Origin of the sequence: Tahibacter soli, assembly GCF_025717065.2 — a bacterium.
Classification (GTDB): Bacteria; Pseudomonadota; Gammaproteobacteria; order Xanthomonadales; family Rhodanobacteraceae; genus Tahibacter; species Tahibacter soli.
On record NZ_JAOVZO020000018.1, the window covers coordinates 1,277,400 to 1,300,717 of the forward strand.

25 protein-coding genes are annotated in these 23,318 nt (G+C 69.1%); 8 read left to right on the forward strand and 17 right to left on the reverse strand.

Translation table 11 applies throughout. The features are described from left to right. Positions 1-48: 48 nt before the first annotated feature. From OD750_RS18895 to OD750_RS18920, 6 genes are all read right to left on the reverse strand, one after another. Positions 49-540, reverse strand: a complete 492-nt coding sequence (locus tag OD750_RS18895) for a hypothetical protein (RefSeq protein ID WP_263542167.1) — start codon at positions 538-540, stop codon at positions 49-51. A gap of 3 nt (positions 541-543) precedes the next feature. Beyond that, complete coding sequence (locus OD750_RS18900; protein ID WP_263542166.1) at positions 544-882, reverse strand: zinc ribbon domain-containing protein YjdM; 339 nt, start codon at positions 880-882, stop codon at positions 544-546. An 80-nt stretch (positions 883-962) separates the two neighbouring features. After that, positions 963-2,006: a Fic family protein gene (locus OD750_RS18905; RefSeq protein WP_263542165.1), complete on the reverse strand. Its 1,044-nt coding sequence runs from the start codon at positions 2,004-2,006 to the stop codon at positions 963-965. A 151-nt stretch (positions 2,007-2,157) separates the two neighbouring features. Beyond that, the gene (locus OD750_RS18910; protein ID WP_263542164.1) at positions 2,158-2,583 is read right to left on the reverse strand and encodes a GNAT family N-acetyltransferase; all 426 of its coding nucleotides are present in this window, start codon (positions 2,581-2,583) and stop codon (positions 2,158-2,160) included. 119 nt (positions 2,584-2,702) lie between these two features. Next, positions 2,703-4,502, reverse strand: coding sequence for an acyl-CoA dehydrogenase (locus tag OD750_RS18915; protein ID WP_263542163.1), 1,800 nt, complete (start codon positions 4,500-4,502; stop codon positions 2,703-2,705). A 38-nt stretch (positions 4,503-4,540) separates the two neighbouring features. Then, the gene (locus OD750_RS18920; protein WP_425508241.1) at positions 4,541-5,431 is read right to left on the reverse strand and encodes a LysR substrate-binding domain-containing protein; all 891 of its coding nucleotides are present in this window, start codon (positions 5,429-5,431) and stop codon (positions 4,541-4,543) included. A 76-nt stretch (positions 5,432-5,507) separates the two neighbouring features. Between OD750_RS18920 and OD750_RS18925 the strand changes: the two genes are divergently transcribed. Beyond that, positions 5,508-6,290 (forward strand): cupin domain-containing protein, encoded by a 783-nt coding sequence (locus OD750_RS18925; protein WP_263542162.1) that lies wholly within the window; start codon positions 5,508-5,510, stop codon positions 6,288-6,290. Positions 6,291-6,330: 40 nt separating this feature from the next. Here OD750_RS18925 and OD750_RS18930 read toward each other — a convergent pair whose 3' ends face one another. The 3 genes from OD750_RS18930 to OD750_RS18940 are packed head-to-tail and all read right to left on the reverse strand — an operon-like array spanning position 6,331 to position 7,716. Beyond that, complete coding sequence (locus OD750_RS18930) at positions 6,331-6,708, reverse strand: DUF3037 domain-containing protein (protein ID WP_263542161.1); 378 nt, start codon at positions 6,706-6,708, stop codon at positions 6,331-6,333. Continuing rightward, positions 6,695-7,462 carry a HipA family kinase gene (locus OD750_RS18935; protein ID WP_336407567.1) on the reverse strand — a complete coding sequence of 256 codons (768 nt, stop codon included), beginning with the start codon at positions 7,460-7,462 and terminating at the stop codon, positions 6,695-6,697. The genes OD750_RS18930 and OD750_RS18935 overlap by 14 nt, the downstream gene beginning before the upstream one ends. 2 nt (positions 7,463-7,464) lie before the next feature. Next, positions 7,465-7,716 (reverse strand): DUF3297 family protein, encoded by a 252-nt coding sequence (locus tag OD750_RS18940; RefSeq protein ID WP_263542159.1) that lies wholly within the window; start codon positions 7,714-7,716, stop codon positions 7,465-7,467. A gap of 141 nt (positions 7,717-7,857) precedes the next feature. Here OD750_RS18940 and OD750_RS18945 point away from each other — a divergent pair, with 141 nt between their 5' ends. Then, positions 7,858-9,984: a hypothetical protein gene (locus tag OD750_RS18945; protein WP_263542158.1), complete on the forward strand. Its 2,127-nt coding sequence runs from the start codon at positions 7,858-7,860 to the stop codon at positions 9,982-9,984. Here the strand turns inward: OD750_RS18945 and OD750_RS18950 are convergent. The 3 genes from OD750_RS18950 to OD750_RS18960 form a co-directional block, all read right to left on the reverse strand. Beyond that, positions 9,957-11,084, reverse strand: coding sequence for a YkvI family membrane protein (locus OD750_RS18950; protein WP_263542157.1), 1,128 nt, complete (start codon positions 11,082-11,084; stop codon positions 9,957-9,959). The two genes, OD750_RS18945 and OD750_RS18950, sit on opposite strands and share 28 nt — an antisense overlap. A gap of 2 nt (positions 11,085-11,086) precedes the next feature. After that, positions 11,087-12,274 carry a dipeptidase gene (locus tag OD750_RS18955; protein WP_263542156.1) on the reverse strand — a complete coding sequence of 396 codons (1,188 nt, stop codon included), beginning with the start codon at positions 12,272-12,274 and terminating at the stop codon, positions 11,087-11,089. A 76-nt stretch (positions 12,275-12,350) separates the two neighbouring features. Continuing rightward, positions 12,351-13,289 (reverse strand): GlxA family transcriptional regulator, encoded by a 939-nt coding sequence (locus OD750_RS18960; RefSeq protein ID WP_263542155.1) that lies wholly within the window; start codon positions 13,287-13,289, stop codon positions 12,351-12,353. Positions 13,290-13,402: 113 nt separating this feature from the next. On the opposite strand from OD750_RS18960, the gene OD750_RS18965 reads away from it, so the two are divergent. Beyond that, entirely contained in the window at positions 13,403-14,200 is a 798-nt protein-coding gene (locus OD750_RS18965; protein ID WP_263542154.1) for an SDR family NAD(P)-dependent oxidoreductase, read from the forward strand. Positions 14,201-14,242: 42 nt separating this feature from the next. Here OD750_RS18965 and OD750_RS18970 read toward each other — a convergent pair whose 3' ends face one another. From OD750_RS18970 to OD750_RS18990, 5 genes are all read right to left on the reverse strand, one after another. Then, positions 14,243-14,674 (reverse strand): DUF411 domain-containing protein, encoded by a 432-nt coding sequence (locus OD750_RS18970; RefSeq protein WP_263542278.1) that lies wholly within the window; start codon positions 14,672-14,674, stop codon positions 14,243-14,245. Between the two features lie 65 nt (positions 14,675-14,739). Next, the gene (locus OD750_RS18975) at positions 14,740-15,210 is read right to left on the reverse strand and encodes a YybH family protein (protein WP_263542153.1); all 471 of its coding nucleotides are present in this window, start codon (positions 15,208-15,210) and stop codon (positions 14,740-14,742) included. Between the two features lie 2 nt (positions 15,211-15,212). Then, positions 15,213-16,625 carry a multicopper oxidase family protein gene (locus tag OD750_RS18980; RefSeq protein WP_263542152.1) on the reverse strand — a complete coding sequence of 471 codons (1,413 nt, stop codon included), beginning with the start codon at positions 16,623-16,625 and terminating at the stop codon, positions 15,213-15,215. After that, positions 16,622-18,217 (reverse strand): TolC family protein, encoded by a 1,596-nt coding sequence (locus OD750_RS18985; RefSeq protein ID WP_272842048.1) that lies wholly within the window; start codon positions 18,215-18,217, stop codon positions 16,622-16,624. The genes OD750_RS18980 and OD750_RS18985 overlap by 4 nt, the downstream gene beginning before the upstream one ends. A gap of 120 nt (positions 18,218-18,337) precedes the next feature. Then, positions 18,338-18,736, reverse strand: coding sequence for a CopL family metal-binding regulatory protein (locus OD750_RS18990; protein ID WP_263542151.1), 399 nt, complete (start codon positions 18,734-18,736; stop codon positions 18,338-18,340). A 494-nt stretch (positions 18,737-19,230) separates the two neighbouring features. Between OD750_RS18990 and OD750_RS18995 the strand changes: the two genes are divergently transcribed. Genes OD750_RS18995 through OD750_RS19015 form a run of 5 tightly spaced genes read left to right on the forward strand, consistent with a single transcriptional unit; the run spans position 19,231 to position 23,297 of the window. After that, on the forward strand, positions 19,231-19,656 hold the full coding sequence (locus tag OD750_RS18995; protein WP_263542150.1) for a DUF2170 family protein: 426 nt from the start codon (positions 19,231-19,233) through the stop codon (positions 19,654-19,656). A gap of 4 nt (positions 19,657-19,660) precedes the next feature. After that, complete coding sequence (locus tag OD750_RS19000) at positions 19,661-20,218, forward strand: hypothetical protein (RefSeq protein WP_263542149.1); 558 nt, start codon at positions 19,661-19,663, stop codon at positions 20,216-20,218. Beyond that, a complete protein-coding gene (locus OD750_RS19005; protein ID WP_263542148.1) occupies positions 20,215-20,568 on the forward strand; it encodes a hypothetical protein in 354 nt (117 codons plus the stop codon). The genes OD750_RS19000 and OD750_RS19005 overlap by 4 nt, the downstream gene beginning before the upstream one ends. Continuing rightward, a complete protein-coding gene (locus OD750_RS19010; protein WP_263542147.1) occupies positions 20,565-21,191 on the forward strand; it encodes a YqiJ family protein in 627 nt (208 codons plus the stop codon). Before OD750_RS19005 ends, OD750_RS19010 begins: the two co-directional genes overlap by 4 nt. A gap of 48 nt (positions 21,192-21,239) precedes the next feature. Then, positions 21,240-23,297 carry a flotillin family protein gene (locus tag OD750_RS19015; protein WP_263542146.1) on the forward strand — a complete coding sequence of 686 codons (2,058 nt, stop codon included), beginning with the start codon at positions 21,240-21,242 and terminating at the stop codon, positions 23,295-23,297. The last annotated feature ends 21 nt before the right edge of the window (positions 23,298-23,318 follow it).

Here is a 23,318-nt window from a genome sequence, read left to right on the forward strand (position 1 = left end):
GCGGCGCAGGTGTCGCCTGCGCCGCTTTCCACGACCGGTTCGAGGCGTTCAGAACAAGTCGGCGCGCTGGTCGAATTCGCGGTCCGGCGCGCCGCGCAGAAAGCAGTCCGGCGCGATCGCGTCGCCGAAAGCGACGTGGTAGATCGTCTCGGTATAGTGCTGGCCCGAGTAGCTCGTATGCCGCGCGTTCGTCCAAAGGCGCGCGGTTTCTCCGGGCACGAGCTGCAGCGCCAACGACCGCGGCTTGCGCGGCGGCTGACCGCGGCAGAACGTTGCGCCGAGGCCGAGCTGCAGCGTCGATGCGTCGGCGAGCGTCAGGCGCAGCGACGTTTCGGTCGCGGGCGGCCGGTCGGCGCAGCACGTCTTCGTCAGCACGCACCGAAACCCGTCGTCCTCGGACATTCGGCGGTACTGCACCTGGTACGCGGCATCGACCGGCGCCACCGCGAACGCGCGCGGCAACGCGGCACGCGCGTTCGCGCGCGGCGCACCGCGCGTCGCCTTCGTCCAGACGATCTCGACGACGTGCACGACGATCACGGCTCAGGCTTTCTTGACGAACTGCGATTTGAGCTGCATCGCGCCGACGCCGTCGATGCGGCAGTCGATATCGTGATCGCCGTCGACGAGACGGATGCCCTTGACCTTCGTACCGACCTTGACGACGCCCGACGAGCCGCGGATTTTCAGATCCTTGATCACCGTGACCGTGTCGCCGTCGGCGAGCACGTTGCCGACCGCGTCGCGCACGACCCGTGCCTCGTCGGCGGCCGGCGCCGTGGTCGCACTCCATTCGTGCGCACATTCGGGACAGACGAGGCGGCCCTCGTCCTCGTACGTAAACTCCGACCCGCATTGCGGGCAGTTCGGCAGTTCGCTCATCGCGCGTATTCCTTCGCGCCGACGGCGCATCGAAGCGGGATGATCGGCGAGCGGGGCGGACGGTTGCAAATCGACAGGTGCTACTTCGGCGAACGCTTCGACGTGCGACGATATTTCTGATCCGGACTGCGCGGCGCGTCCGGCAGCGTCATCTCGACGATGCCGGCGTCCAGCGCCGGTACGAGGTAGCCGCTGCGGAAGTTCGGACGATGACGCAGGCCGAGCCGCTGCATCAGTTCGCTCGCGGTCAATATTTCGCCGCGACGCATCGCCGCCGCGACACGCGCGATCGGCGCTGCCGCCCCCGACCGATCGTCGACTTGCACGGCAGCTTGGTCGGTAGCTTGATCGGTAGCTTGGTCGGTCGTCGCTTCGGCGAGCGCCATGGTCAGCGCGTCGAGCATGAACTCGACGAATACCGTCGAATTGCTCGCCCGGTCGCTGGCAGCGAGCGCCGCGTAATAGTCGCGCTGGCGTTCGCGGATGACGGTTTCGACCGGCAACCAGGCGAGCGCCGGCTGCCACCGCGAGAGAATCAGCGTCTGCCAGAGCCGTCCCATGCGGCCGTTGCCGTCGGCGAACGGGTGGATGAACTCGAACTCGTAGTGAAAAACGCAGCTCGCGACGAGCGGGTGCGTGTCGGTGCGTGCGAGCCAACGCACGAGGTCGGTCATCAGCTTCGGCACGCGCGATGCCGGCGGCGCCATGTGGACGAGCCGTTTCCCGCGATAGATGCCGACGCCGCCGGTGCGCCAGCGGCCGGGCGTGTCGACGAGGCCGGCCATCAGAATCGCATGCGCTTCGAGCACATTCCTCAACGCATCCGGGCGCCAGTGCGGCAGACGTTCGTACGCGGCGAACGCGTTGCGTACCTCGTGAACGTCGCGCGGCGGCGCGAGCACGCGCCGGCCGTCGAGCACGGCCGTGACCTGTTCGAGCGTCAGGCTGTTGTTTTCGATAGCGAGCGAGGCCTGAATCGTGCGCACGCGCTGCGCGCGGCGCAGATGCGGCGAGGGTACGGCCTCGGCTCGCGCCGTCCAGCGGCCGAGGCGCTCGCCGATCTGCGCGACGTGGTTGAGCACCGTCGGCGTGATCGAGAATGGCGGCGAGTACGGCTTGGGCATCGTGGCGCGGGCCAGGAGGGGGCTTCGCTAGTGTAACCGCGCGCAGCGGGCCGGCGCGCAACGCTGCGGGTCTGCTTCTTTTCCCAATGTGGAATCCGCCCGCCGTGCGGCTTCGACAACGGATTCGAGGCGCGCTGAATCGCGCGCCGGCTCAGTCGCCGTCGACGATCCCGCCTTCGATCGCGGCGGCTTCGTTGCCGAAGATCGCCATCGCGGTGCGCATGCGGCGGAAACCGAGTTTGCGGTAGAAGTCTTCCTTGCCCGGCACCGCGTACAGGATGATCTTGCGGTGGCCTGTCGACAGGTCGCGCAGGCGTTCGACGATCTGCCGGCCGAGGCCCAGGCCCTGGCGCCCGGGATGCACGACGATGTCGCACAGATACGAGCAGTCGACGCCGTCGGCGAGCGCGCGGCCCGCGCCGATCACCGCGTCGCCGTCGTAGACGAAACACTTGTAGCGGCTGTTCGCGTAGGCGGTCTTCAGCCACTCGGCGCTTTTGTCGCCGAGCGGCGCGATGCGGTAGAGGTGCGACAGGGCTTGCCAGTCGATGCGGGAATCGTCGTCGGTCCAGTGCATGGGTGCCTGCTCGTCATTCCAGCGAAAGCTGGAATCCAGCCGTTGACTTTACGACAAAAGAAACCGCTGGATCCCAGCTTTCGCTGGGATGACGAGCAGAGCGAAAGCGCGAGCGAACATCAAAACCACGCATCCTTCATCTCGAACGCACTCCCATCCGCCGTCGCCACCAGCTTCGCCGCCAATTCCACTTTCGGCAGCTCCGTGGCGAACCAGAACCGGCACGCCTGCACCTTGCCGTCGAGGAAGTCGCGCTCGGATCCCGTCGCGGCCGGCGCGAGGCGCCGCGCGACCAGCGCCATGCGCAACCAGCACCATGCGACCGCGACGTGCCCGACCAGCAGCAGATAGTCCGACGCGTTCGCCAGCGCGCGTCGCACCTCGCCCCGGCCCATGCGCTGCGCGACCGCGAGCGTCGTGTCGCCGACGAGCCTGGCCTTCACCGCGAGTTCCTGCGCGAACGGCGCGAGTTCCGCGTCGCTCGCCGCGGCGGTGCACGTCGTCGCGATTTCGCCGAGCAGGAGGCGCAGCGCCGCGCCGTCGTGCAGCAGCGCCTTGCGGCCGAGAAGGTCCAGGGCCTGGATGCCGTTGGTGCCTTCGTGGATCGGATTGATGCGGTTGTCGCGCCAGCACTGTTCGACCGGGTAGTCGCGCGTGTAGCCGTAGCCGCCGAGCACCTGGATCGCCAGATCGTTCGCGCGCAGCGCGTACTCGGAACACCAGGCCTTGACGATCGGCGTCAACAGTTCCAGCAGCGCCGCCGCTTCGTCGCGCGTCTGCGCGTCGGCGTCGCGCTGCCGGTCGACGAGCAGCGCCGCGTGGAACGCGAGCATCTGTCCGCCTTCGACGTAGCATTTCTGCGCCAGCAGCATGCGGCGCACGTCGGCGTGTTCGACCAGCGGCACGGCCGGCGTCGAGGGGTCCTTCTGGTCGGGATGGCGGCCCTGGCGCCGCTCGCGCGCGTAGGCGAGGGCGTACCGCCAGCTCGCGCAGGCCTGCTGGATCGCGGAAATGCCGACGCCGATGCGCTCCTCGTTCATCATGTGGAACATGTACGCGAGGCCATGATGCGGCGCGCCAACGAGCCACGCCTCGCAGTCGCCGGCTTCGCCGAACTTGAGAAACGTGTTGACGCTCGCGCGCTGACCGAGCTTGTGGTTGAGGCCGGCCAGGCGCACGTCGTTGCGCGCGCCCCGCGTGCCGTCGGCGGCGACGCGCCAGCGCGGCACGATGAACAGGCTGATGCCGCGCACGCCGGCCGGCGCGCCCGCGATGCGCGCGAGCACGAGGTGCACGATGTTCTCGCCGAGCTCGTGGTCGCCCGCGGAAATCCACATTTTAGCGCCGGTCAGCCGGTAGCTGCCGTCGTCGTGCGGTTCGGCGCGCGTGGTGATGTCGGCGAGCGACGAACCCGCGTGCGGCTCGGACAGGCACATCGTGCCGAAATAGCGGCCCTCGAGAATCGGCTGCATGTAGCGCGCCTTCTGCTCGTCGGTCGCGTAGACCTCGAGCAGGTTCGCCGCGGCGCGCGCGAGCGTCGGGTAGGCGATCGTGCCGCCGTTCGCGGCGCAGAACAGCGCGTCGCACGCGGCGGTGACCACGAACGGCAGCTGCATGCCGCCGCGTGCCTCGTCGGCCAGCGCGGCGGTGAAACCCGCTTCGCCGAACGCGCGCACGGCCTCTGCGATTTCCGGAATCAGCGCGACCTTGCCGTCGACGAGCCGCGGCTCTTCGAGGTCGGCCTTGCGGTTGTGCGGCAGGAACTTCTCGGCCGCCAGCTGCTGCGCGAGCGAGATCGCCGCGTCGAACGTCTCGCGGCTGTGCGCGGCGTAGCGCGGATACGCGCACAGCGCGTCGACGCCGAGCACGTCGTACAGCATGAAATCGAGATGGCGGCGGTCGACGGTCGACGTATCCATGGCGCGGCTCCGTGTCGGGTAGTCGCGAGTGTAGTGATTCAGCCGGCGTCGAGCAGCCAGTCGCGGAAAGCGCGCATACCCGGCGTCGGCGCGCGCGTCGTCAGGCGCGTGAGCCAGTACGCGCCGGCGTCGATCTCGATCGCGAACGGCCGCACGAGCCGGCCGGCGGCGAGTTCCGTGTCGAACATCGCGGGCGGCGCGAGCGCGACGCCGGCGTCGGCGATCGCCGCCTGCACCATGATCCACGACGAGTCGAACTGCGGGCCTCGCGCCGCGACGCCGTCGACGCCCGCGGCCGCGAGCCAGGCCGGCCAGTCCTGCGCGCGGTACGAGCGCAAGAGCGTGCAGGCCGACAGATCGTGCGGCGCGGCGAGGCGCTCGGCCGTGCGCGGCGAACACAGCGGCGACAGCGGCGCGTCGAGCACGCGTTCGGCGTGCGCGCCGTGCCACGCGCCGTCGCCGTAGCGGATCGCGTAGTCGAGGCGTTCGCCGGCGAGGTCGACGACGTTGTTGTGCGTCATCACGCGCACGTCGACGAGCGGACACCGCGCGCGGAATTCGGGCAGGCGCGCGAGCAGGCGCACGGCGAACGTGCCGACGACGCCGATCGTGACGACCTCCTGCACGCCGCCGGCCTCGATCTGGCCGAGCCATTGCGACAGGCGGCCGAACGTGTCCGACAGCATCGGCACCATCGCGGCGCCTTCGTCGGTCAGCACGAGCCCGCGCGGCGCGCGGCGGAACAGCGCGACGCCGAGCCGGTCTTCGAGGGCCTTCACCTGATGGCTGATCGCTGCCTGCGTGACCGACAGCTCCGATGCCGCGCGCGTGAACGACAGATGCCGCGCGGCCGACTCGAACGCGCGCAACGCGTTGAGCGAAACGGTGCGCGTGGTCAGCGCGGCATGAGAAATTCTTGCGTCGGGCACGAGAGGATGTCGCTGGCGGGCGGGGCGTCTGGAGGAGCACGATTCGACGCGACGATGCAGCGGAGCGGGGCGCAACATGGGTCGAATTGATGGCGAAATCCGGGCAGGCGGCTTCACGCGCCGCGACGTGCTGCGCGCGTTCGGCGCGTTCGCGACCGTCATGCTGTTGCGCGAAGCCGCCGTGGCGGCGCCCGCGCGGCGCATGGCCGCGACCGACTGGATCGCGCGGCAGGACGAGGCGGCGCGCGCGCTCGCGGCCGGGCGGCTCGCGCCGCGCGCGTGGATGGCCGAGGTCGAACGGCTCGCGGCCGAAGTCGACGTCGCCGAACTCATGGTGAGCGTGAACCGCGCGCGGATCACCGCGGCCGGGCGCGGCGCGGCGAACGATCCGGCCAAGCGCCACGTGAAATTTCTCGATCCGGCGACCGGCGAGCCGCGCGAGCTCGCCTACGGCGCGGCGCTGTTCGACTTCGAACCGGGCAACGTGATCACGCCGCACGCGCACCGGCACATGGCGTCGGCGCATCTCGTCGTCGACGGCCGCGTGCGCGTGCGTAACTACGACCGCGTGCGCGACGACGGCGACGCGATCGTGATCCGGCCGACGCGCGACGCGGTGTTCGGCGTCGGCGCGGTGTCGACGATGTCGTCCGAGCGCGACAACGTGCACTGGTTCGTGCCGCAGCGCGGCCGCGCGACGACGTTCGACGTCGTGATCTCCGATCTCGACGCGGGCGAGCCGCCGTACGAGATCCGCGCGCTCGATCCGCTCGCCGCGACGCCGCTCGCCGACGGTGCGCTGCGCACGCCGGTCATCGGGTTCGCCGACGCGTCGAAGAAATACACCGCCGACGTCTGATCGCGCAAAGTACCTTTCGATACTTTGCGCGTCGTGGCGCTCAGCGCCGCACCATCCGCGTCATGAGATGTTCGAGCGCCGCCAGCGGATCGCCGCAGCGGCCGGTGTGCACCGGCGAGGTCTGGAGAATCGAGCTGCGCTGCGCGGTGAGCCAGTGGAAGCGCTGGCGCGGCGGCAGTTCGCCGATCGGACCCGCGCCCGCGCAGATCGCCGGGAATGCCGCGAGGTAGGCGATCACCATGTCGAGATCGACGCCGGGATCGAGCGCGACGAGGCGCGCCGCGTCGAGTTCGACGCGCGCTTCGAGAAACCGCGCGCCCGGACACGACAGGATCACGCCGGCGTTGACGAACTCCTCGCGCTCCACGCGCGGCACGACGCGGATCACCGCGTAGTCGTAGGTGTCAGGCGCGCGCACGGACGGCCTCCGCGACGAAGCGCTCGCGCCGCGCGAGCCGCGCGACGAAGTAGTCGACATACGCATTGCGCCGGGCGGCGGCGTCGATCGTCGCGTCGCCGTTGGCGAGCCACGCGTCGGGCGCCAGCGCGAGGATCGCCTCGAACGTCGCGCGGTCGAGCCGCGCCGCGAGTTCGGCGTCGATGCGATCGATCTGCGTCGCGGCCGGCAGCAGCACGTGGTGCCGGATCAGCGCGAACGGGCTGTCGGCGGCGTCCGCGCCGCCGTCCCACGCGTGGTGGAAGTACAGCGCGGCGCCGTGGTCGATCAGCCACAGCTTGCGGTGCCACATCAGGAGGTTGGTGTTCTTCGCGGTGCGGTCGACGTTGCTGACGAACGCGTCGAACCAGACGATGCGCGAGGCGAGGTCGGCGTCGACCTGGCTCGCGGCGGGATCGAACACGAGCGAACCGGGCAAAAAGTCGAGCGCGAGATTGAGGCCCGCGCTCGCGCGGATCAGCGACTGGATTTCCGGGTCGGGTTCGGTGCGCGCGAGGTCGGGGTCGAGATCGGCGAACACGATTTCCGGCACCGGCAGGCCGAGCGCGCGCGCGATCTCGCCGCCGACGAGTTCGGCGACGAGCGCGCGCGGCCCTTGTCCGGCGCCGCGGAATTTCAGCACGTACAGGCCCGAGTCGTCGGCCTCGACGACGGCCGGCAGCGAGCCGCCCTCGCGCAGCGGCGTGACGTAGCGGTCGACCGCGACGGTGCGCAGCTTCACTCTTGCGGTGCGGCGTCGAGGTAATACGGTTCGACGACGCCCTTGAGCCTGACGGTCATCGGATTGCCGCTGCGGTCGCGCGCCTTGCCGGCCGCGACGCGGATCCAGCCTTCGCTGACGCAGTATTCCTCGACGTCCTGGCGCTCCTTGCCGTTGAAGCGGATGCCGATGCCGCGCTTGAGCACGTCGGTGTCGTGGTGTTTGCTTTTCGGGTTGACGTCGAGGCGGTCGGGAGGCGTGTCGGTCATCGTTTTTTCTCGCGCAAAGCGCGGATTGTAGCGGCGTTCGGGCGAGGTCGGCAGGTTCCATGATCCCTGTACGACGGTTTTTGCGTACGTGCCGGCAACGAGGGAACGCGACTGGGCGTTCCCGTTTGCCGGAGCACGACCGTGTCGACCAAGCCCTTGTTCGCTATTGCCATCCTGTCGATGTTCGCCGGCACGGCAGCCGCATCGCAGACGACGATCGACGGTCCACCCGGCAGCGTCGCATTCGGTACGCGCGTTCTCACGCTGCCGAACGGCAACGTCGTCGTGACCGACCCGGATGCCGGCGGCGGCGCGGGCGCGGTGCATCTGTACACGCCGGCGGGCGTCAAAGTCAGCACGCTCACCGGTTCGATTCCCGCCGATCACGTCGGTTCCGGCGGCATCAAGGGCGTCGGCGATGGCCATTTCGTCGTCGTCAGTCCCGACTGGAACAACGGCGCGGCGACGAAGGCCGGCGCGGTGACCTGGATCAATGGCGCGACCGGTCTGAACGGCGTCGTTTCGAGTGCCAATTCGCTCGTGGGCAGCGTCACGGACGATCGCGTCGGCATCAACGGCGCCGATGCGCTCGCCGTGCTCGCGAACGGCAACTACGTGGTCAACAGCTGGACCTGGTCGAACGGCGGCACCACGTTCGTCGGCGCCGTGACCTGGGCGAACGGCAATGTCGGCATCGCCGGCCCCGTTTCCACCGCCAATTCGCTGGTCGGCACGACGACCGGCGACGCTGTCGGCTCGTCCGGCGTGCGCGCGCTCGCGAACGGCAACTACGTCGTCGCGAGCCTCGGCTGGGCCAACGGCGCCGTGCAGAACGCCGGCGCCGTGACCTGGGCCAACGGCACGACCGGCCGCATCGGCGTCGTATCGACGTCGAACTCGCTCGTCGGTACGAAGACCGACGACTTCGTCGGCGACAACGTCTACGTGCTCGCGAACGGCAACTACGTCGTCGGCAGCGCGCGCTGGGACAACGGCGCGCTCGTCGACGCCGGCGCGGTGACGCTCGGCGACGGCGCCGTCGGCCGCGTTGGCGTCGTGTCCGTCGCCAATTCGGCGGTCGGCAGCCACGCGGGCGACTCGCTCGGCCAGTCCGTCATGCCGCTCGCCGACGGCGACTACGTCATTGCGTCGCGCTACTGGGACAACGCCGCGATCGTCGATGCCGGCGTGGCGCGCTGGTGCGACGGCGTCGCCGGCTGCGCCGGGGCGCTGACGATCGCGAACGCGCTGATCGGCACGACCGCCGGCGATCAGGTCGGCTCGCGCGTCGTCGCGCTCGCGAACGGCAACTACATCGTCGGCTCGTCGCTGTGGAACAACGGCGCGCTCGCCGGGGCCGGCGCCGTGACGTGGGGCAACGGCGCGACCGGCACGAAGGGCGCCGTGTCGGCGGCGAACTCGCTCGTCGGCAGCAAGGCCGGCGATCGCGTCGGGGTCGACCTCGAGCCGCTCGCGAACGGCAACTACGTCGTCGGCAGCTGGATGTGGCGCAACGGCGCGTCGACGAATGCCGGTGCCGCGACGTGGGGCAACGGCAACGGCGGCACGGTCGGCGCGGTGTCGGCCGCGAACTCTCTCGTCGGTACGACGGCCGGCGACAAGGTCGGCCTCGACGTGCTGGCGCTCGCCAACGGCCACTACGTCGTCGGCAGCACGTTCTGGAACAACGGCGCGATCGTCGGCGCCGGCGCGGCGACGTGGGGCAACGGCGTGACCGGGATCACCGGCGCGGTGACGACCGCGAACTCGCTGGTCGGCTCGAAGGCGCAGGACCAGATCGGCGGCTCGCTGTTCGCGCTCGCCAACGGCAACTACGTCGTGGGCAGCCGCTACTGGGACAACGGCGCGGTCGTCGATGCCGGCGCGCTGACCTGGGTCAACGGCGCGAAGGCGTATGTCGGCACCGTGTCGGCGGCCAATTCGTTCGTCGGCAGCCAGGACGGCGACGCGCTCGGTTCGTCGCAGAGCGTGTTCGCGCTCGCCGACGGCAGCTACGTTTCTCGCGCGATCGAATGGGATCTCGGCCCGTTCGCAAATTCGGGCGCCGTCACGCTGACGGGCGGCAACTATCGCCTGCGCGGACAGGTGGAGCCGTGGAACAGCGTGATCCCGCCGCAGGCGAGCGGCGGCCCGAAACTCTACATCACGTACGACCTGCCGAACGAACGGCTGGTCGTGGGCCGGCCCGTCGAGAACAAGGTGACGCTGTTCCGGCGCGATCAGCTGTTCGCGGACGGCCTCGATTGAGCTGGCCGCGCCGATAGAGTCAGACGCCAAAGGCCGAGCGACAGCAGCGGCAACACGTATACAAGAAGAAACGTCAGCGCGAGCCCGCGGTAGCCGCTCGCGATCAGCGCGACCATGCCGTAGCGGTCGGCGAGAAAGATCGAGCCGGCGAGCAGCGCGCTCGCGACGCCGAGGCGTGCCGGCGTCGCAAGCGTGCGCCCGTGCGCGGCGAATGACGACGCCACGCGCTCGTTGATCGCATGCACGATGCCGCAGCCGCTTTCGAGCAGCGCGAGGAAGATCATGAGCTGGAACAGCGCGTGAAACCACGGCAGGTTCAGGCGTTGCAGGAGAAAGTCCGACGGCAGCGTCTCGCTGCCGATCGCGGGATAGAACGCGATCATGCAGACGAAGAACAGGATCGCCGGCAGCATCGCGAGCGGTCCGGCCGCGAGGCCCGCGATCACGGCGTCGCGGCGGCTCGTCAGATGCCGCAGCGCCGGCAGGACGATCACCGCGCCGACGATGTTGTAACCCGCGTAAGTCAGACCGCCGGTCGCCCAGCCGTCGCTCGCCGCGGGAGTCGAGAAATTTTCGACGACGCGATCGCCGAACCTCGTCAGCGCGAGCACGACGAACGCTGCGTACACGGCGTACAGGAAGAACGTGACCCACTTGAACAGCCGCTCGACCGAATCGTTGCCGAACGCGACGACCCCGGCGACGCCGGCCATCAGGCACAGCGTGCCGGCGAGCGGCGGCCAGCCGAGCATCGCCACGCCGATCGCGCCGGCCGCGGCGCCGAACACCGCGAGCACGAGCACGAGAAACGCGAGGTACGCGATCTCGTAGACGAACCACGCGGGGCCGAGCAGCTCTCGGAAGAAACGGCGGTAGTCGTACGCCGACGTCGCCTGCGCGAACGCGAACGTCGCGGCGCAAACGCCGCTCCAGACGAGCATCGCGAGCAGCATGCCGAGCACGCCGCCGACCGGCCCGGCGGGCAGGAAGAACTCGGCGAGTTCGCGTCCGGTCGCATAGCCCCCGCCGATCACGACGGCCTTGAACGCGAAGCCGGGCAGCAGGAACCGGCGGAACCAGGTCGATCCGCCGGCGCGCACGGTCAGCGCCAGACCTGGCCGAGCAGGCGGCGGAAATTGCCGCCGAGCACGAGGCCGATGTGGTCGTCGCCGTAGCCGCGGCGAATCAGCGCCTCGGTCAGGTCGTACGTCTTGGTCGGATGGTTGAAGCCGTCGATGTCGATCTTTTCGCGAAATCCATAACTGGCTTTGTACGCGGCCTTGAGCGCGGCCACCTGGTCGGCCGGCATCGCGTCGTAGCCGTACAGATCGGCGTCCGAACCGATGCCGACGTGTTCGATGCCGACGAGCTTGACGACGTGGTCGATATGGTCGACGAGATGCTCGATCGTCGTCGGCTCCTTGCCCGCGACGAACATGCGCACGCCGGTGATGCCCATGACGCCGCCTTTCGCCGCGAGCTTTTTGATCGCCTCGTCGGTCTTCAGGCGCGGGTGATCGTTCAACGCGCGGCAGTTCGAATGCGTGATCGCGATCGGACCCTTCGCGAGCTCGATCGCGTCGAGCGTCGTGCGGTCGCCGCAGTGCGAGACGTCGACGAGCATGCCGACCTCGTTCATCGCCGCGACGATCTTCACGCCGAAGTCCGACAGGCCGCCGTCGACGCGTTCGGTCGCGCCCGCGCCGATCAGGTTCTGGCTGTTGTACGTGAGCTGTGCGCAGCGCAGGCCGAGCTGATGGAACGTTTTCACGTCTTCGACGGCGTAGAACTGTTCGGCGTTCTGCAGGCCCATGATCACCGCGATCTTCTTCTGTTCGCGCGCGCGGTCGAGATCGGCGGCGCGGTCGACGAGCGCGAACAGGTTCGCGTTGCGCGCGATGAAACCGTTCCAGCCGGCGAGATATTTGAAGCAGTGCTCGCGCGCGTCGGTGCCGCCGAGGCCCCAGGCGTTGTGGAAGCCGGTGATGCCGCTCGCGCGAAACGCCACGGCTTCGGCGTCGGTCAGCGGTTTGGCGTAGATGTCGTCGCTGAGGTCGAGCCGCAGCGGCGCGAGCATGTCGATGACGAGCGAGCGTTCGACGACGCGTCGCGCGCGAGCCGAGTACTTGCGCGGATCGGCCGTTGCGGGCGCGGCGAACGCGCGTCGCGACAGCGCGGCGGAACCGGCGACGGCGATCGCCGCGGCGGCGGCCTGCAGCACGCGGCGGCGGCCGGTGTTTGCGAGTTCGACGGTCGGGAAAGCGGTGGGCGATGCCGGTCGTGTTTTCATAATCAGAAAATCGTATTTCGGTTTCTGAAATTGACACGTGCCGCCGCGGAAAGTCAAACGGCGTTGCAGCAATCGCTCAGCCGGTTTCGCGCGCGTGCCGCCGCAACGCCTGCGGCGGCTGGCCGAACGCGCGCACGAACGCGCGGCGCATGCGTTCGCGGTCGGCGAAGCCGGTCTCGCGCGCGACGACGTCGACCGGATGCCGCGTCTCGTCGAGCATCAGCCGCGCCGCTTCCACGCGCAGCCGCTCGACCGCCTTCGCCGGCGACTGCCCGGTCTCGCTGCGGAACGCGCGGCTGAACTGGCGCGCGCTCAAGTTCGCCGCCGCGGCGAGTTCGTCGACCGACAGCGCGCGCTTCAGATTCCGGCGCGCGTAGACGAGGGCGGTCTGGATGCGGTCGGACTTCGCCTCGAGATCGAGCAGCGCCGAGAACTGCGACTGGCCGCCGGCGCGGCGGTGGTACAGCACGAACTTGCGCGCGACCGTGCGCGCGAGCGCCGCGCCGTGGTCGGCCTCGACGAGCGCGAGCGCGACGTCGAGGCCGGCGCTCATGCCGGCCGAGGTCCAGATCGGCCCGTCGATCGTGTAGATGCGGTCGTCGTCCAGTCGGATCGACGGAAACCGCGACGCGAGTTCGCGCGCGAGCAGCCAGTGCGTCGTCGCGCGGCGGCCGTCGAGCAGGCCCGCCTCGCCGAGCAGGAACGCGCCGGTGCAGATCGACACGACGCGGCGCGAACGCCGCACCGCGCGGCGCAGGTAGGCGACGACGCGCGGCAGCGGCGGCGGCGCGCCGACGCCGCCGCAGACGATGACCGTGTCGAACGCCGTGCGGCCGAACGGCTTCGTCTCGACGCGCAGTCCGGCCGAATCGGCGACCGCGCCGCCGCGCTCGGATACGACGGTCACGTCGTAGCGCGGCACCGGCGCTTCGAGATTCGCGAACTCGAAGACCGACATCGCCGCGAGGCTCATGATCTGAAAACCCGGAAAGACGACGAACGCGACGCGCTGCATGGCGATGGCTCCACAGAATGACCGAAAAGGTGGCATCCATGACATTTAAGTCAATGGGGGCAGCATACATCGTTTGCGCCGACACCCGCATGTCGCGGGCGAGGAGCAAGGCGATGACCAATTCCATCACTCCGGGCACGGCCCTCATCACCGGCGCGTCGTCGGGTATCGGCGCGATCTACGCCGACCGGCTCGCGCGCCGCGGCCACGATCTCGTGCTCGTCGCGCGCAGCCGCGACAAGCTCGACGCGCTCGCGCAGCGCCTGCGCGCGGCGACGGGCCGCGCCGTCGACGTGCTCCCGGCCGATCTCGCCGACCGCGCCGATCTGGCGCGCGTCGAGGCGCGGCTCGCGAGCGATGCCGCGATCACCGTGCTCGTCAACAACGCCGGCATCGGCGCGTACGGCGCGCTCGTCGACACGCCGGTCGAACGCGTCGATCCGATGATCGACCTCAACGTCACGGCGCTGACGCGGCTGACGTATGCCGCGGTGCCGGGCATGGTCGCGCGCGGACGCGGCACGATCGTCAACATCGCGTCGATCGTCGCGATCGCGCCGGAGCTGCTCAACGGCGTCTACGGCGCGTCGAAGGCCTATGTGCTGTCGCTGTCGCAGTCGCTCGCGCACGAACTCGACCGCAAGGGCGTGCGCGTGCAGGCCGTGCTGCCCGGCGCGACGGCAACCGAGTTCTGGGACGTCGCCGGCGTCGACATCGGCAACCTGCCGAAGGAGATGGTCATGTCGGCCGACGCGATGGTCGACGCGGCGCTCGCGGGCCTCGACCTCGGCGAGTTCGCGACGATTCCGGCGCTGCCCGACGCGGCCGACTGGCAGCGCTACGAGGACGCGCGGCAACGGATGCGGCCGAACCTGTCGCATACGCAGCCGGCCGCGCGCTATCGCGCGTGAAGCGTGCCCGCGCGGTCCTTCGCGGTCCGCGCGGCGCGGCGTTCAGCGGCCGTGTTCGGCGTAGGGCGTCGTCGTGCCGTCGCGCCCCACGAGCTCGACGGTATACGGCTGCACGCGGCCGTCCGGCAGTTCCATGCCGGGCGAGCCCGCCGGCATGCCCGGCACCGTCAACCCCTTCGCGTCGGGCTTCTCGGCGAGCAGGCGCTTGACGTCGTCGAGCGGCACGTGGCCTTCGATGAAGTAGCCGCCGACTTCGGCCGTGTGGCACGAGCCTTTCGCGTACGGCACGCCGACGCGCTGCTTGACCGGACTCATGTCTTCGATCTCGCGCACGGTCACGACGAAGCCGGCCTTGCGCGCGTGCTCGACCCACAGGCCGCAGCAGCCGCAGGTGGGGCTCTTGTGCACGATCATTTCCGGCAGTGCCGCCGTGCCGGGCTTCGACGGCGCGGGCTTGTCGGCGTATGCCGGCATCGCGGCGAAGAGCGCGAATGCGAGCGCCGCACGGCGGGCGAGGGGATTCTTCCAGAAAGAAACCATTACTTTTCTCCGGTTTTGTCGGGTCGCGACGACCAGTGGATATGCACGATGCGCCAGCCGTCCGGCGTCTGCGCGAGCACCATCGTTTCGGTGCTCAGGAGCTTCACGGGCTTGCCTTTCGACACGGCTGCGACGCGCGACTCGCTGCCGACCCACGCGAGCGCGCCGCGCGCCTTCGCGGTGCGCCATACCGGCGTCACCGTCGCGCCGCGCAGGAACTCGGCGTCCGCGCCGAGGTGATGCGCCGCGTATTCGTCGCGCGACCGCTCGACGCCGCCGCTTTCGAGGATCGTCGCTGCGGGATCGAGCAGGTTCAGCGCGACCGCGGTATCGCCCGACGCGAGCGCCTTGCCGAACGCGTCGACCACGGCGACCGGCGCGGCGGCGTTCGCGTCGATGTCCGCCGCGTACGCGAAACCGCCGGACACGGCGAGCGCGATGATAAAAACACGACTTTTCCACGACGACATGCTCATCCTCCGTGCTTGGAATGGTCCATGACCGCAGGTTCGGGCGGCGTCGCATCCGGCGCTGCCGGACGTTTCTGCGTTGCCGGCCCGTATGGCGTGCGGCGGTGCGGGCTGCCGAAGTCCGGGTCGGAACTCACGCGGCGCGCGAGCTTGTCCTTCGGATAGCGGTACCAGCCCGGATCGCGGTAGTCGTCGGGCGACTGGTCGTCGCGCACCTTGAGCACCGTGAACATGCCGCCCATCTCGATCGGTCCGAACTGGCCGTCGCCGGCCATCATCGCGAGCGTGTTCTCCGGGCCTCGCATGCCCGCCGCGACGTGCGTCGCATGCTCGCTCATGCCGTCCTTGCCCATCGCCATGTAGCCCGGCAGCATCTGCCGGATCTGCGCCTCGACGCCGCGCTGGTCGACGCCGACCGTGTTCGGAATCTCGTGCCCCATCGGCCCCATCGTGTGGTGCGACATGTGACAGTGCAGCGCCCAGTCGCCCGGTTCCGTCGCGACGAATTCGAAGTCGCGCATCTGGCCGACGCCGACGATCTCGGTCACCTCGCGCCGCCACTGTTCGCGCGGCCAGCGGCCGGCGTCGGAGCCCGTCACCCAGAACGGGTTGCTGTGCAGGTGGATCGGGTGGTTCCACATCGAGAGATTCCCGACGCGCAGCCGCAGGCGTTCGCCGGTGCGCATGACGAGCGGGTCGATCGCCGGAAACACCTTCGAGTTGAACGTCCACAGGTCGAAGTCCTGCATCACGCTCGGGTCGGGCCGGTAGGTGCCCGGATGCAGCGCCCAGTTGTGCAGCAGGATCGCGTAGTCGCGGTCGATCGGCACGTCTTCGCCGTTCTTCGGATGGATGATGAACAGGCCCATCATGCCGAACGCCATCTGCGTCATCTCGTCGGCGTGCGGGTGGTACATGTGCGTGCCGTGCTGTTTCAGCGTGTACTCGTACACATAGGTTTCGCCCGGCCCGATCGCGCGCTGGTTGAGGCCGGCGATGCCGTCGTAGCCGTTCGGCAGGTCGATGCCGTGCCAGTGAACGGTCGTCGGTTCGTTCAACCGGTTGGTGACGAAGATGCGCACGACGTCGCCTTCGACCGCCTCGATCGTCGGCCCCGGCGTCGTGCCGTTGTAGCCCCAGCACTTCGCGCGCGAGCCCGGCGCGAATTCGTGTTCCACTTCCTCGGCCACGAGGTGGAATTCCTTGACGCCGCCGTTCATGCGGTGCGGCAAGGTCCAGCCGTTGAGCGTCTGCACGGGCTTGTAGCCTTGCGCGGTGCGACCGGTGCGCGGCGGCGCGGGTTCCGCACCGTGTCCGGCCGGATGCTGCGCTTGTGCGGTGCGCAGATGGGTCGCGGCGACGAGCCCCGCGCCGCCCGCGCCGATGTATTGCAGCAGTTCGCGTCGTGTGGTCATCGATGGTCTCCGTGTTCGTCGTGCTTTGCGTCGTCTTGCGTGGCCTTCGGCGCCGGCCCGGAATGATCCATCCTGGAATGGTCCATCTTCGAGTGGTCCATCTTGGCGTGGTCCGCCTCGCCCGGGTCCGGCTTGGAGTGATCCATCGTCGAATGATCCACGCCGCCGTGACCTTCGCCGGCCTGCGGCGGCGCGACGATCGCCTCGACGCCGATCGTGCGTTCGCCGATCGCGGTTTCGCTCGGCAGGCGCGTGCCGATCGCGCGCGCGAGGTCCACGCGGGCGAGCCAGTAGTCGCGCACGGCTTCGAGATACCCCTGGTAGGCGTCGTATTCCTGCTGCTTGGTGAGCAGCAGTTCGAACGCGCCGATCAGCATGTAGTTGAAGCGTTCGAGCTGGCGCGCGACCGCGGCTTCGCGCTGCGGCACGAGCGCGTCGCGATAGTCCTGCGCGATGCCGCGCATCGCCGCCACGCGTTCGACGCCGAGCCGCACGTCGTTGTCGATCGCAAGCTCGAGCTGCGCGAGATCGGCGCGCGAGATTTCGAGCTGCGCCTGCGCGCGCGCGATCGCGGCCTGGCCCTGGTTGAACAGCGGCAGCGCGAGCGACAGCGTCGGGCCGGTCACGCGTTTCGCGCCGGTTTCGGTTTCCGTTTCGACGCCGACTTCCACGCTGCCGAGCAGGCGCCAGCGCCGCGCGACGCCGAGCGCGTCGGACAGGATCTCGACCTCGCGCCGCGCGGCCGACAAGTCGAGCCGTTGCGCATGCGCGAGCTTCAGCAACGCGTCGAGATCGTCCTCGGCGGCGACCGGCGAGGCGAGCGGTACGTCGAGCCGCCAAGCCTGGCTTTGCGCACCCGACAGGCCCATGCGCGCGTTGAGTGCGAGGCGGGCACGCGTCGCTTCGGCCTGCGCGCTCGTCGCCGCGATGCGCGCCTGGCTCGCCGCGGCCTGTTCGAGTTTGAGCTGCAGCGCGTTGATGTTGCCCGCGTCGTAGAAGCGCTGCGCGAGTTCGGCCGATGCGGCCGCCGCCTTCGAGACGGCCGCGCGCATCGCGGCCACCTGTTCGGCGCCGGCCGCGGCGTACCAGTCGCGTTCGGTGTCGGCGCCGAGGTCGACCAGCGCGTTGGCGATCGTCTGCTGCGCGCGCACGTATTCGGCCTCGGCCAGACGACGCCGCGACGGCAGCAGCAACAGGTCGGCGAGCGGCGCGCCGAGTTCCGTCGTCGTCTTGCGCACGCCGTCGGCCTGCGCGGTCGATACCGCGAGCGTGGGATTGCCGATGCGGCTGGCTTCGACCACGTCGGCCTGGGCGATGCCGAGTTCGGCGTAGCGCGCCGCGATTTGCGGGTTGCGCAGTTGCGCGAGCGCGAACGCCGATGACGGCGTCAGCGGCGCGGCGACGAGTTCGGCGACGCGCGCGTCGATCGCCGCGCGGCCGGCGGGGTCGGTACGCCACGCGAAGGCGCTCGGCAGGCGCTGCGCCACCAGTTGTTCCACCTGGTCGGCGCCGTCGCGGCGCGATACGGAGACGCAGCCGGCGAGCCACGCCAGGGCGACCACCAGGGGCAGTCGCGTGAGAGTTCGTTCCATCGTAAGACTCGATCGTCGGCATGCGCGGCGTCGGCACGGAGCCGAGCCTGCGGCATGCACAGGAAAGGGCGCGTCGACGACGCGCGGTCGGCGTTCACGACCTGCGCGAGCAGGCCGGAATCAGACGATGGGGGGTCGGAGCGCGACCGCGTAGCGCACGGTCGCGACATGCAGCGCGATCGGCAGGGCGGTGCGGGAATCCGCCGCGTACGGCGCGGACAGGCCGTTCGCGGGTACGTTCGCGGCGAGCAGGCAGCCGCAGAGGCATTGACCGTGATTGCAGCAGTTGCCGTGCTTGCCGCCGTGGTCGGCGGCCGGCGCGAGGTGTTTGGACCCGGCGTATTCGGAAACGGGTTGTTCGGAAACGTCGCCGGCTTCGCTTTCGTGACACGAGCCTTCGTGATCGGCGCTCTGCGCCGCGGCCGGCACGCCGCCGTGATGCGCCATGGCAACGGGCGCGAAAAACCCGTTGAGGCACAGCACGCAGGCGAGCAGGAGGCGAACGGCGAGACGCAGCACGACGGTTCCGACGACGAAGACGGCGCATAGACTGCGCGCCGATCGTCAAAGTTTCAAGGCGTTGCGCGCTTTTTTGCGACAGTGCGAAAGATCCGCAGGCCGCCCAGGGTGAGAGGGCGGCCTGCGGCGAACCGTGTCGTGGCCTACACGGTCGGTACCGCGCGGCGGCACTGCGGGCGCCGCCGACGGGGTCTGCGCTGCGAATCGGAGGGAGAAGCTGGGGGGAGAATCGCGGCGCATCCCGTGCCCTGAAGTATCCGCGGCGGCGCCGTCGCGGACATCACCGATTCATCACAGCGGCATTCGGTTTCCCTGTCATTTGTATAACGTCTGCCTTTCGTTGCGTGTTCGGCGGATGTACGAGCGCCGTCGCGCCGTCGGGTTCGCGCTGCATCGCGTCATATTATGTCGTTGACATAGTATGTCGCGGCCCGTTAGTTTCGAGGCCGTCAGGAAGCAGGTTCGTGGGGATGGCCGACGGGGAAGGAGGACGCATGCCGAGCCGGCGCAAGCTCGTATCGTTGGTGAGTGCCTCGGTGCCGCGGCTGCGGCGGCAGCTGGCGATCGACGCGATCGACGTCGCGTCCGTCCCCGGCGAAGTGCCGGTCGTCGAAATCGGCTTTCCGGGCAGCGAGCGCCTGTCGATCTACGTCACCGATGCCACAAGCCAGCTTTTGTGCATCTGCTATTTGTGGCGCGACGCCGACGTCAAGCCGCGCCGGCGCGCCCGGCTTCTCGAAACGCTGCTCGATCTCAACCCGAGCGTGCCGCTGTCGGCGTTCGGCCGCATCGGCGAACACTTCGTGCTCGTCGGCGCGCTCGGCCCCGGCGCCACCGCGGACGACATGGCGCTGGAACTGGCGACCTTGTCGGACAACGCGCGCGACGCGATCGCGACGCTCGCCGAATTCCTGGAGTAGGGCGATGGCCTGGTGGGACGACATACTCGGCATGCTCAAGGACGAGTTCGCAGCGAACGCCAAGCCGGCCGCGCACGCCGAACCCGCGTCGATGCGGCAGGCGCAGAACCTGTTGCGGCGCACGTCGCGCGAACTCGTGGCCGCGCGCACGCGCGCCGACGCGCTGCGCAAGCGCCTGGCGCGCACGCAGGCCGATCTCGATGCGCTGACGCGTACGCAGAACAACCCGCGCTACCGCGAACGCTTGGCCGCGCTCGCGCAGTCGATCGCCGCCGAAAGCGCCGCCGCCGGCGGCTTCGCCGCGCACATCGCGCAGATCGATGCGCTGCACGACGGCGTCGAACGGCAGTTGCGGCAGTTCGAGCGCGACGTCGCGATGGCGCGCAGCGCGCATGCGGCACGCGAAGCCACGAGCGCGGCCGCGCGCAAGCGCGCGGCCGCGCGGCCGACTCCCGGCGCCGAGCCGGGTTTCAGGCGCAAGCGTCCCGACGCGGTCATGCAGCGGCTCAAGGATCTGCCGCCGCGCGCGAAAACCGCAAAAAAGCCGCGGGCGCCGCGATGAAGACCGAACGCCTGCCGACGAGCTGGCGTTCCGCGCAGCCGGCGCTGCGCGCGGTGCAGGTCGCGTTCGACGTTTCGGAAACCGTGCTGCGCGAAATCCGCGCCGCGGCGTACGAATCCAACCTTTCCAATTCCGACCAGGTTCGGGTCGTGCTCGGTCTGTCGTTGATCCGACAGGCCAAGCGCCCGCGCCTGACCGTCAGCCTGAGCGCGGACGACTACCGCCAGCTCGGCCGTCGCTACGGCCTCGATCCCGACGACTCGCTCGCGATCAAGGAACGCGTGATGGCCGAACTGCTGGCGTTCGCGTCCGAGCGTGGCGCCAAGCGCAAGAGGAAATCCCAGACATGACGTTCGTTTACGTGTTGACGCACTATCCGGGCATGGTGCCGACGGTGCTGGTCGGTGTATTGATGGTGTTCTGGCTGCTCGTGATCGCCGGGCTGTTCGACTTCGAGTCGGTCGGCCCCGACTGGCTCGGCGACGCCGACCTCTCGCACGACGGCGACGTCGGCGCGCCGGCCGTGCTCGCCGCGCTCGGACTCGACCGCCTGCCGTTTTCGGTCGTCGTCACCGCGATCGCCGTGTGGTGGTGGCTGCTGACGATGCTCGCATCGCCGCTGCTGGCGTGGCTGCCGCTGCCGACGTGGCTCGCCGGCAGCGTGCTGCTGTTCGCCGCGTTCGCCGCGAGCGTGCCGCTCGCGGCGCTGACGTTGCGGCCGCTCAAGCCGATCTTCATCGTGCACGAAGCCGCGCAGCAGGCCAGCGCGATCGGCAAGGTGTGCCGCATCGTCACCTCGAGCGTCGAGGAAAACTTCGGCCAGGCCGAAGTGGAGATCGAAGCGGGCAACCGCATCCGCGTGCAGGTGTGCGCGACCGAGCCGAACCGGCTCGCGAAAGATTCGCGCGCGCTGATCATCGAGCACGACAAATTACGGAACAGATATCTGGTCGCGGAGTACGACGGTCCGTAACGGTCCGGCAGCGACGCCCTTTCACGCATACCACCAAGAGCAACGACCATGGATATCGCTTTCGTCACATTGATCGTCGTCGTCGTCTTCGCCGTCATCGCGCTGTTCGGCGTCATGGCGCTGATCGCGAAGTTCTACCAGAAGGTCGACCAGGGTCACGCGATGATCGTCAACACGATGCGTGCCGAACCCGAAGTCACCTTTACCGGCCGTCTGGTGATTCCGATCCTGCATCGCCGCGAGATCATGGACATTTCGCTCAAGACGATCGAGATCGAGCGCATGGGCAAGGAAGGCCTCATCTGCCTCGACAACATGCGCGCCGACATCAAGGTGAAGTTCTTCGTGCGCGTGAACAAGACGCGCGACGACGTGCTGCGCGTGGCGCAGGGCATCGGCTGCCAGCGCGCCAGCAACCAGGCGACGCTCGAAGACCTCTTCAGCGCGAAGTTTTCCGAGGCGCTCAAGACCGTCGGCAAGTCGATGGATTTCGTCGATCTCTACGGTGCGCGCGACCGCTTCCGCGACCAGATCGTGCGGCAGATCGGCGACGAGCTGTCGGGCTACGTGCTCGAAGACGCCGCGATCGACTATCTCGAACAGACGCCGCTCGAAAAGCTCGATCCGCACAACATCCTCGACGCGCAGGGCATCCGCAAGATCACCGAGCTGACGGCCGAGCAGAACGTCAACACGAACGAACTGCGCCGCAACGAGGAAATGCGCATCAAGAAAAAGGACGTCGAGACGGCCGAGGCCGTGCTCGAGCTCGAACGCCAGAAGGCGCACGCCGAGGCGAACCAGCAGCGCGAAATCGCGATCACCAAAGCGCGCGAGGAAGCCGAAGCCGCTCGCGTGCAGGCCGAGGAACGCGCCAAGTCGGAAACCGCGCGCCTGCTTGCCGACCAGCAGATCGCCGTGCAGAGCGAGAACATGAAGCGCGAGTCGGAAGTGGCCGAGAAGAACCGGCAGCGCGCGGTCGCGATCGAGGAAGAAAAGGTCACGCGCGCGCGCGACCTCGAAATCGTCGACCGCGAGCGCGAAGTGACGCTGCAGCGCATCGAAAAGGAAAAAGCGGTCGAAGTGCAGAAAAAGGCGATCGCCGACGTGATCCGCGAGCGCATCGTCGTGGAACGCACCGTCGCCGAGCAGGAAGAAGAGATCAAGAACCTGCGCAACCTCGCCGAAGCCGAGCGCACGAAGAAGAGCACCATCGTGCTCGCCGAAGGCCAGGCCGAGGAGAAGTTCATCGCCGAGGTGAAAGAAGCGCTCGCGAGCGAACAGCGCGCCAAGCACAAGGCCGCCGAGGAACTCACGCTCGCCGACGCGCGCCTCGCGATCGCGTCGAAGACCGCGGAGGGCAAGAAGCGCGAAGCCGAAGGCGTCGAGGCGCTTGCGGCCGCCGGCGGCCTCGCGCAGGCGAAGGTCGCCATCGCGCAAGCCGATGCGAAGGAGAAGGAAGGCCTCGTCGAAGCGAAGGTGAAGCTCGCCGACGCCGAAGCGATCGCCAAGCACGGCGTGGCGCAGGCCGATTCGCTGCGCCTGAAGCTCGAAGCCGAAGCGGCGGGTCGCCACAAGCACGGCGAAGCGGAAGCCGCGGCGATCGCCGCGCGCTTCGCGGCGGAGTCGGGCGGCCTGAAGGACAAGTTCGACGCGATGAGCGCGATGAGCGCCGACACGCGCGCGCACGAAGAGCAGCGCATGCAGCTCGACTACGCGCATGCCGAGAATCTCAAGCGAATCGAGGCGAACACGTCGATCGCGCGCGAGCAGGCGCAGATCCTGTCGACGGCGCTGGGCGCGGCGAAGATCGAGATCGTCGGCGGCGACGGCGAATACTTCGAGCGCTTCATGCGTTCGCTCGCGATCGGCCGTTCGATCGACGGCACGGTCGACCGCAGCGCGCTGCTGTCGCAGGCGTTCGCGGATCACAAGAGCGGCAAGCGCGACCTGATCGCCGACGCGCGCGACCTGATCGCGGCGGTCGGCGGCGCCGACGCGGTGCGCGATCTGTCGGTCGCCGCGCTGATGCAGAAGCTGACGGCGGCGGGGAAGGGCAAGGAGGCAGAACAGTTGAAGAAGCTGCTGGGGGATTCGGGGCAGTAGCGCGCGGCGACGCGATGCGAT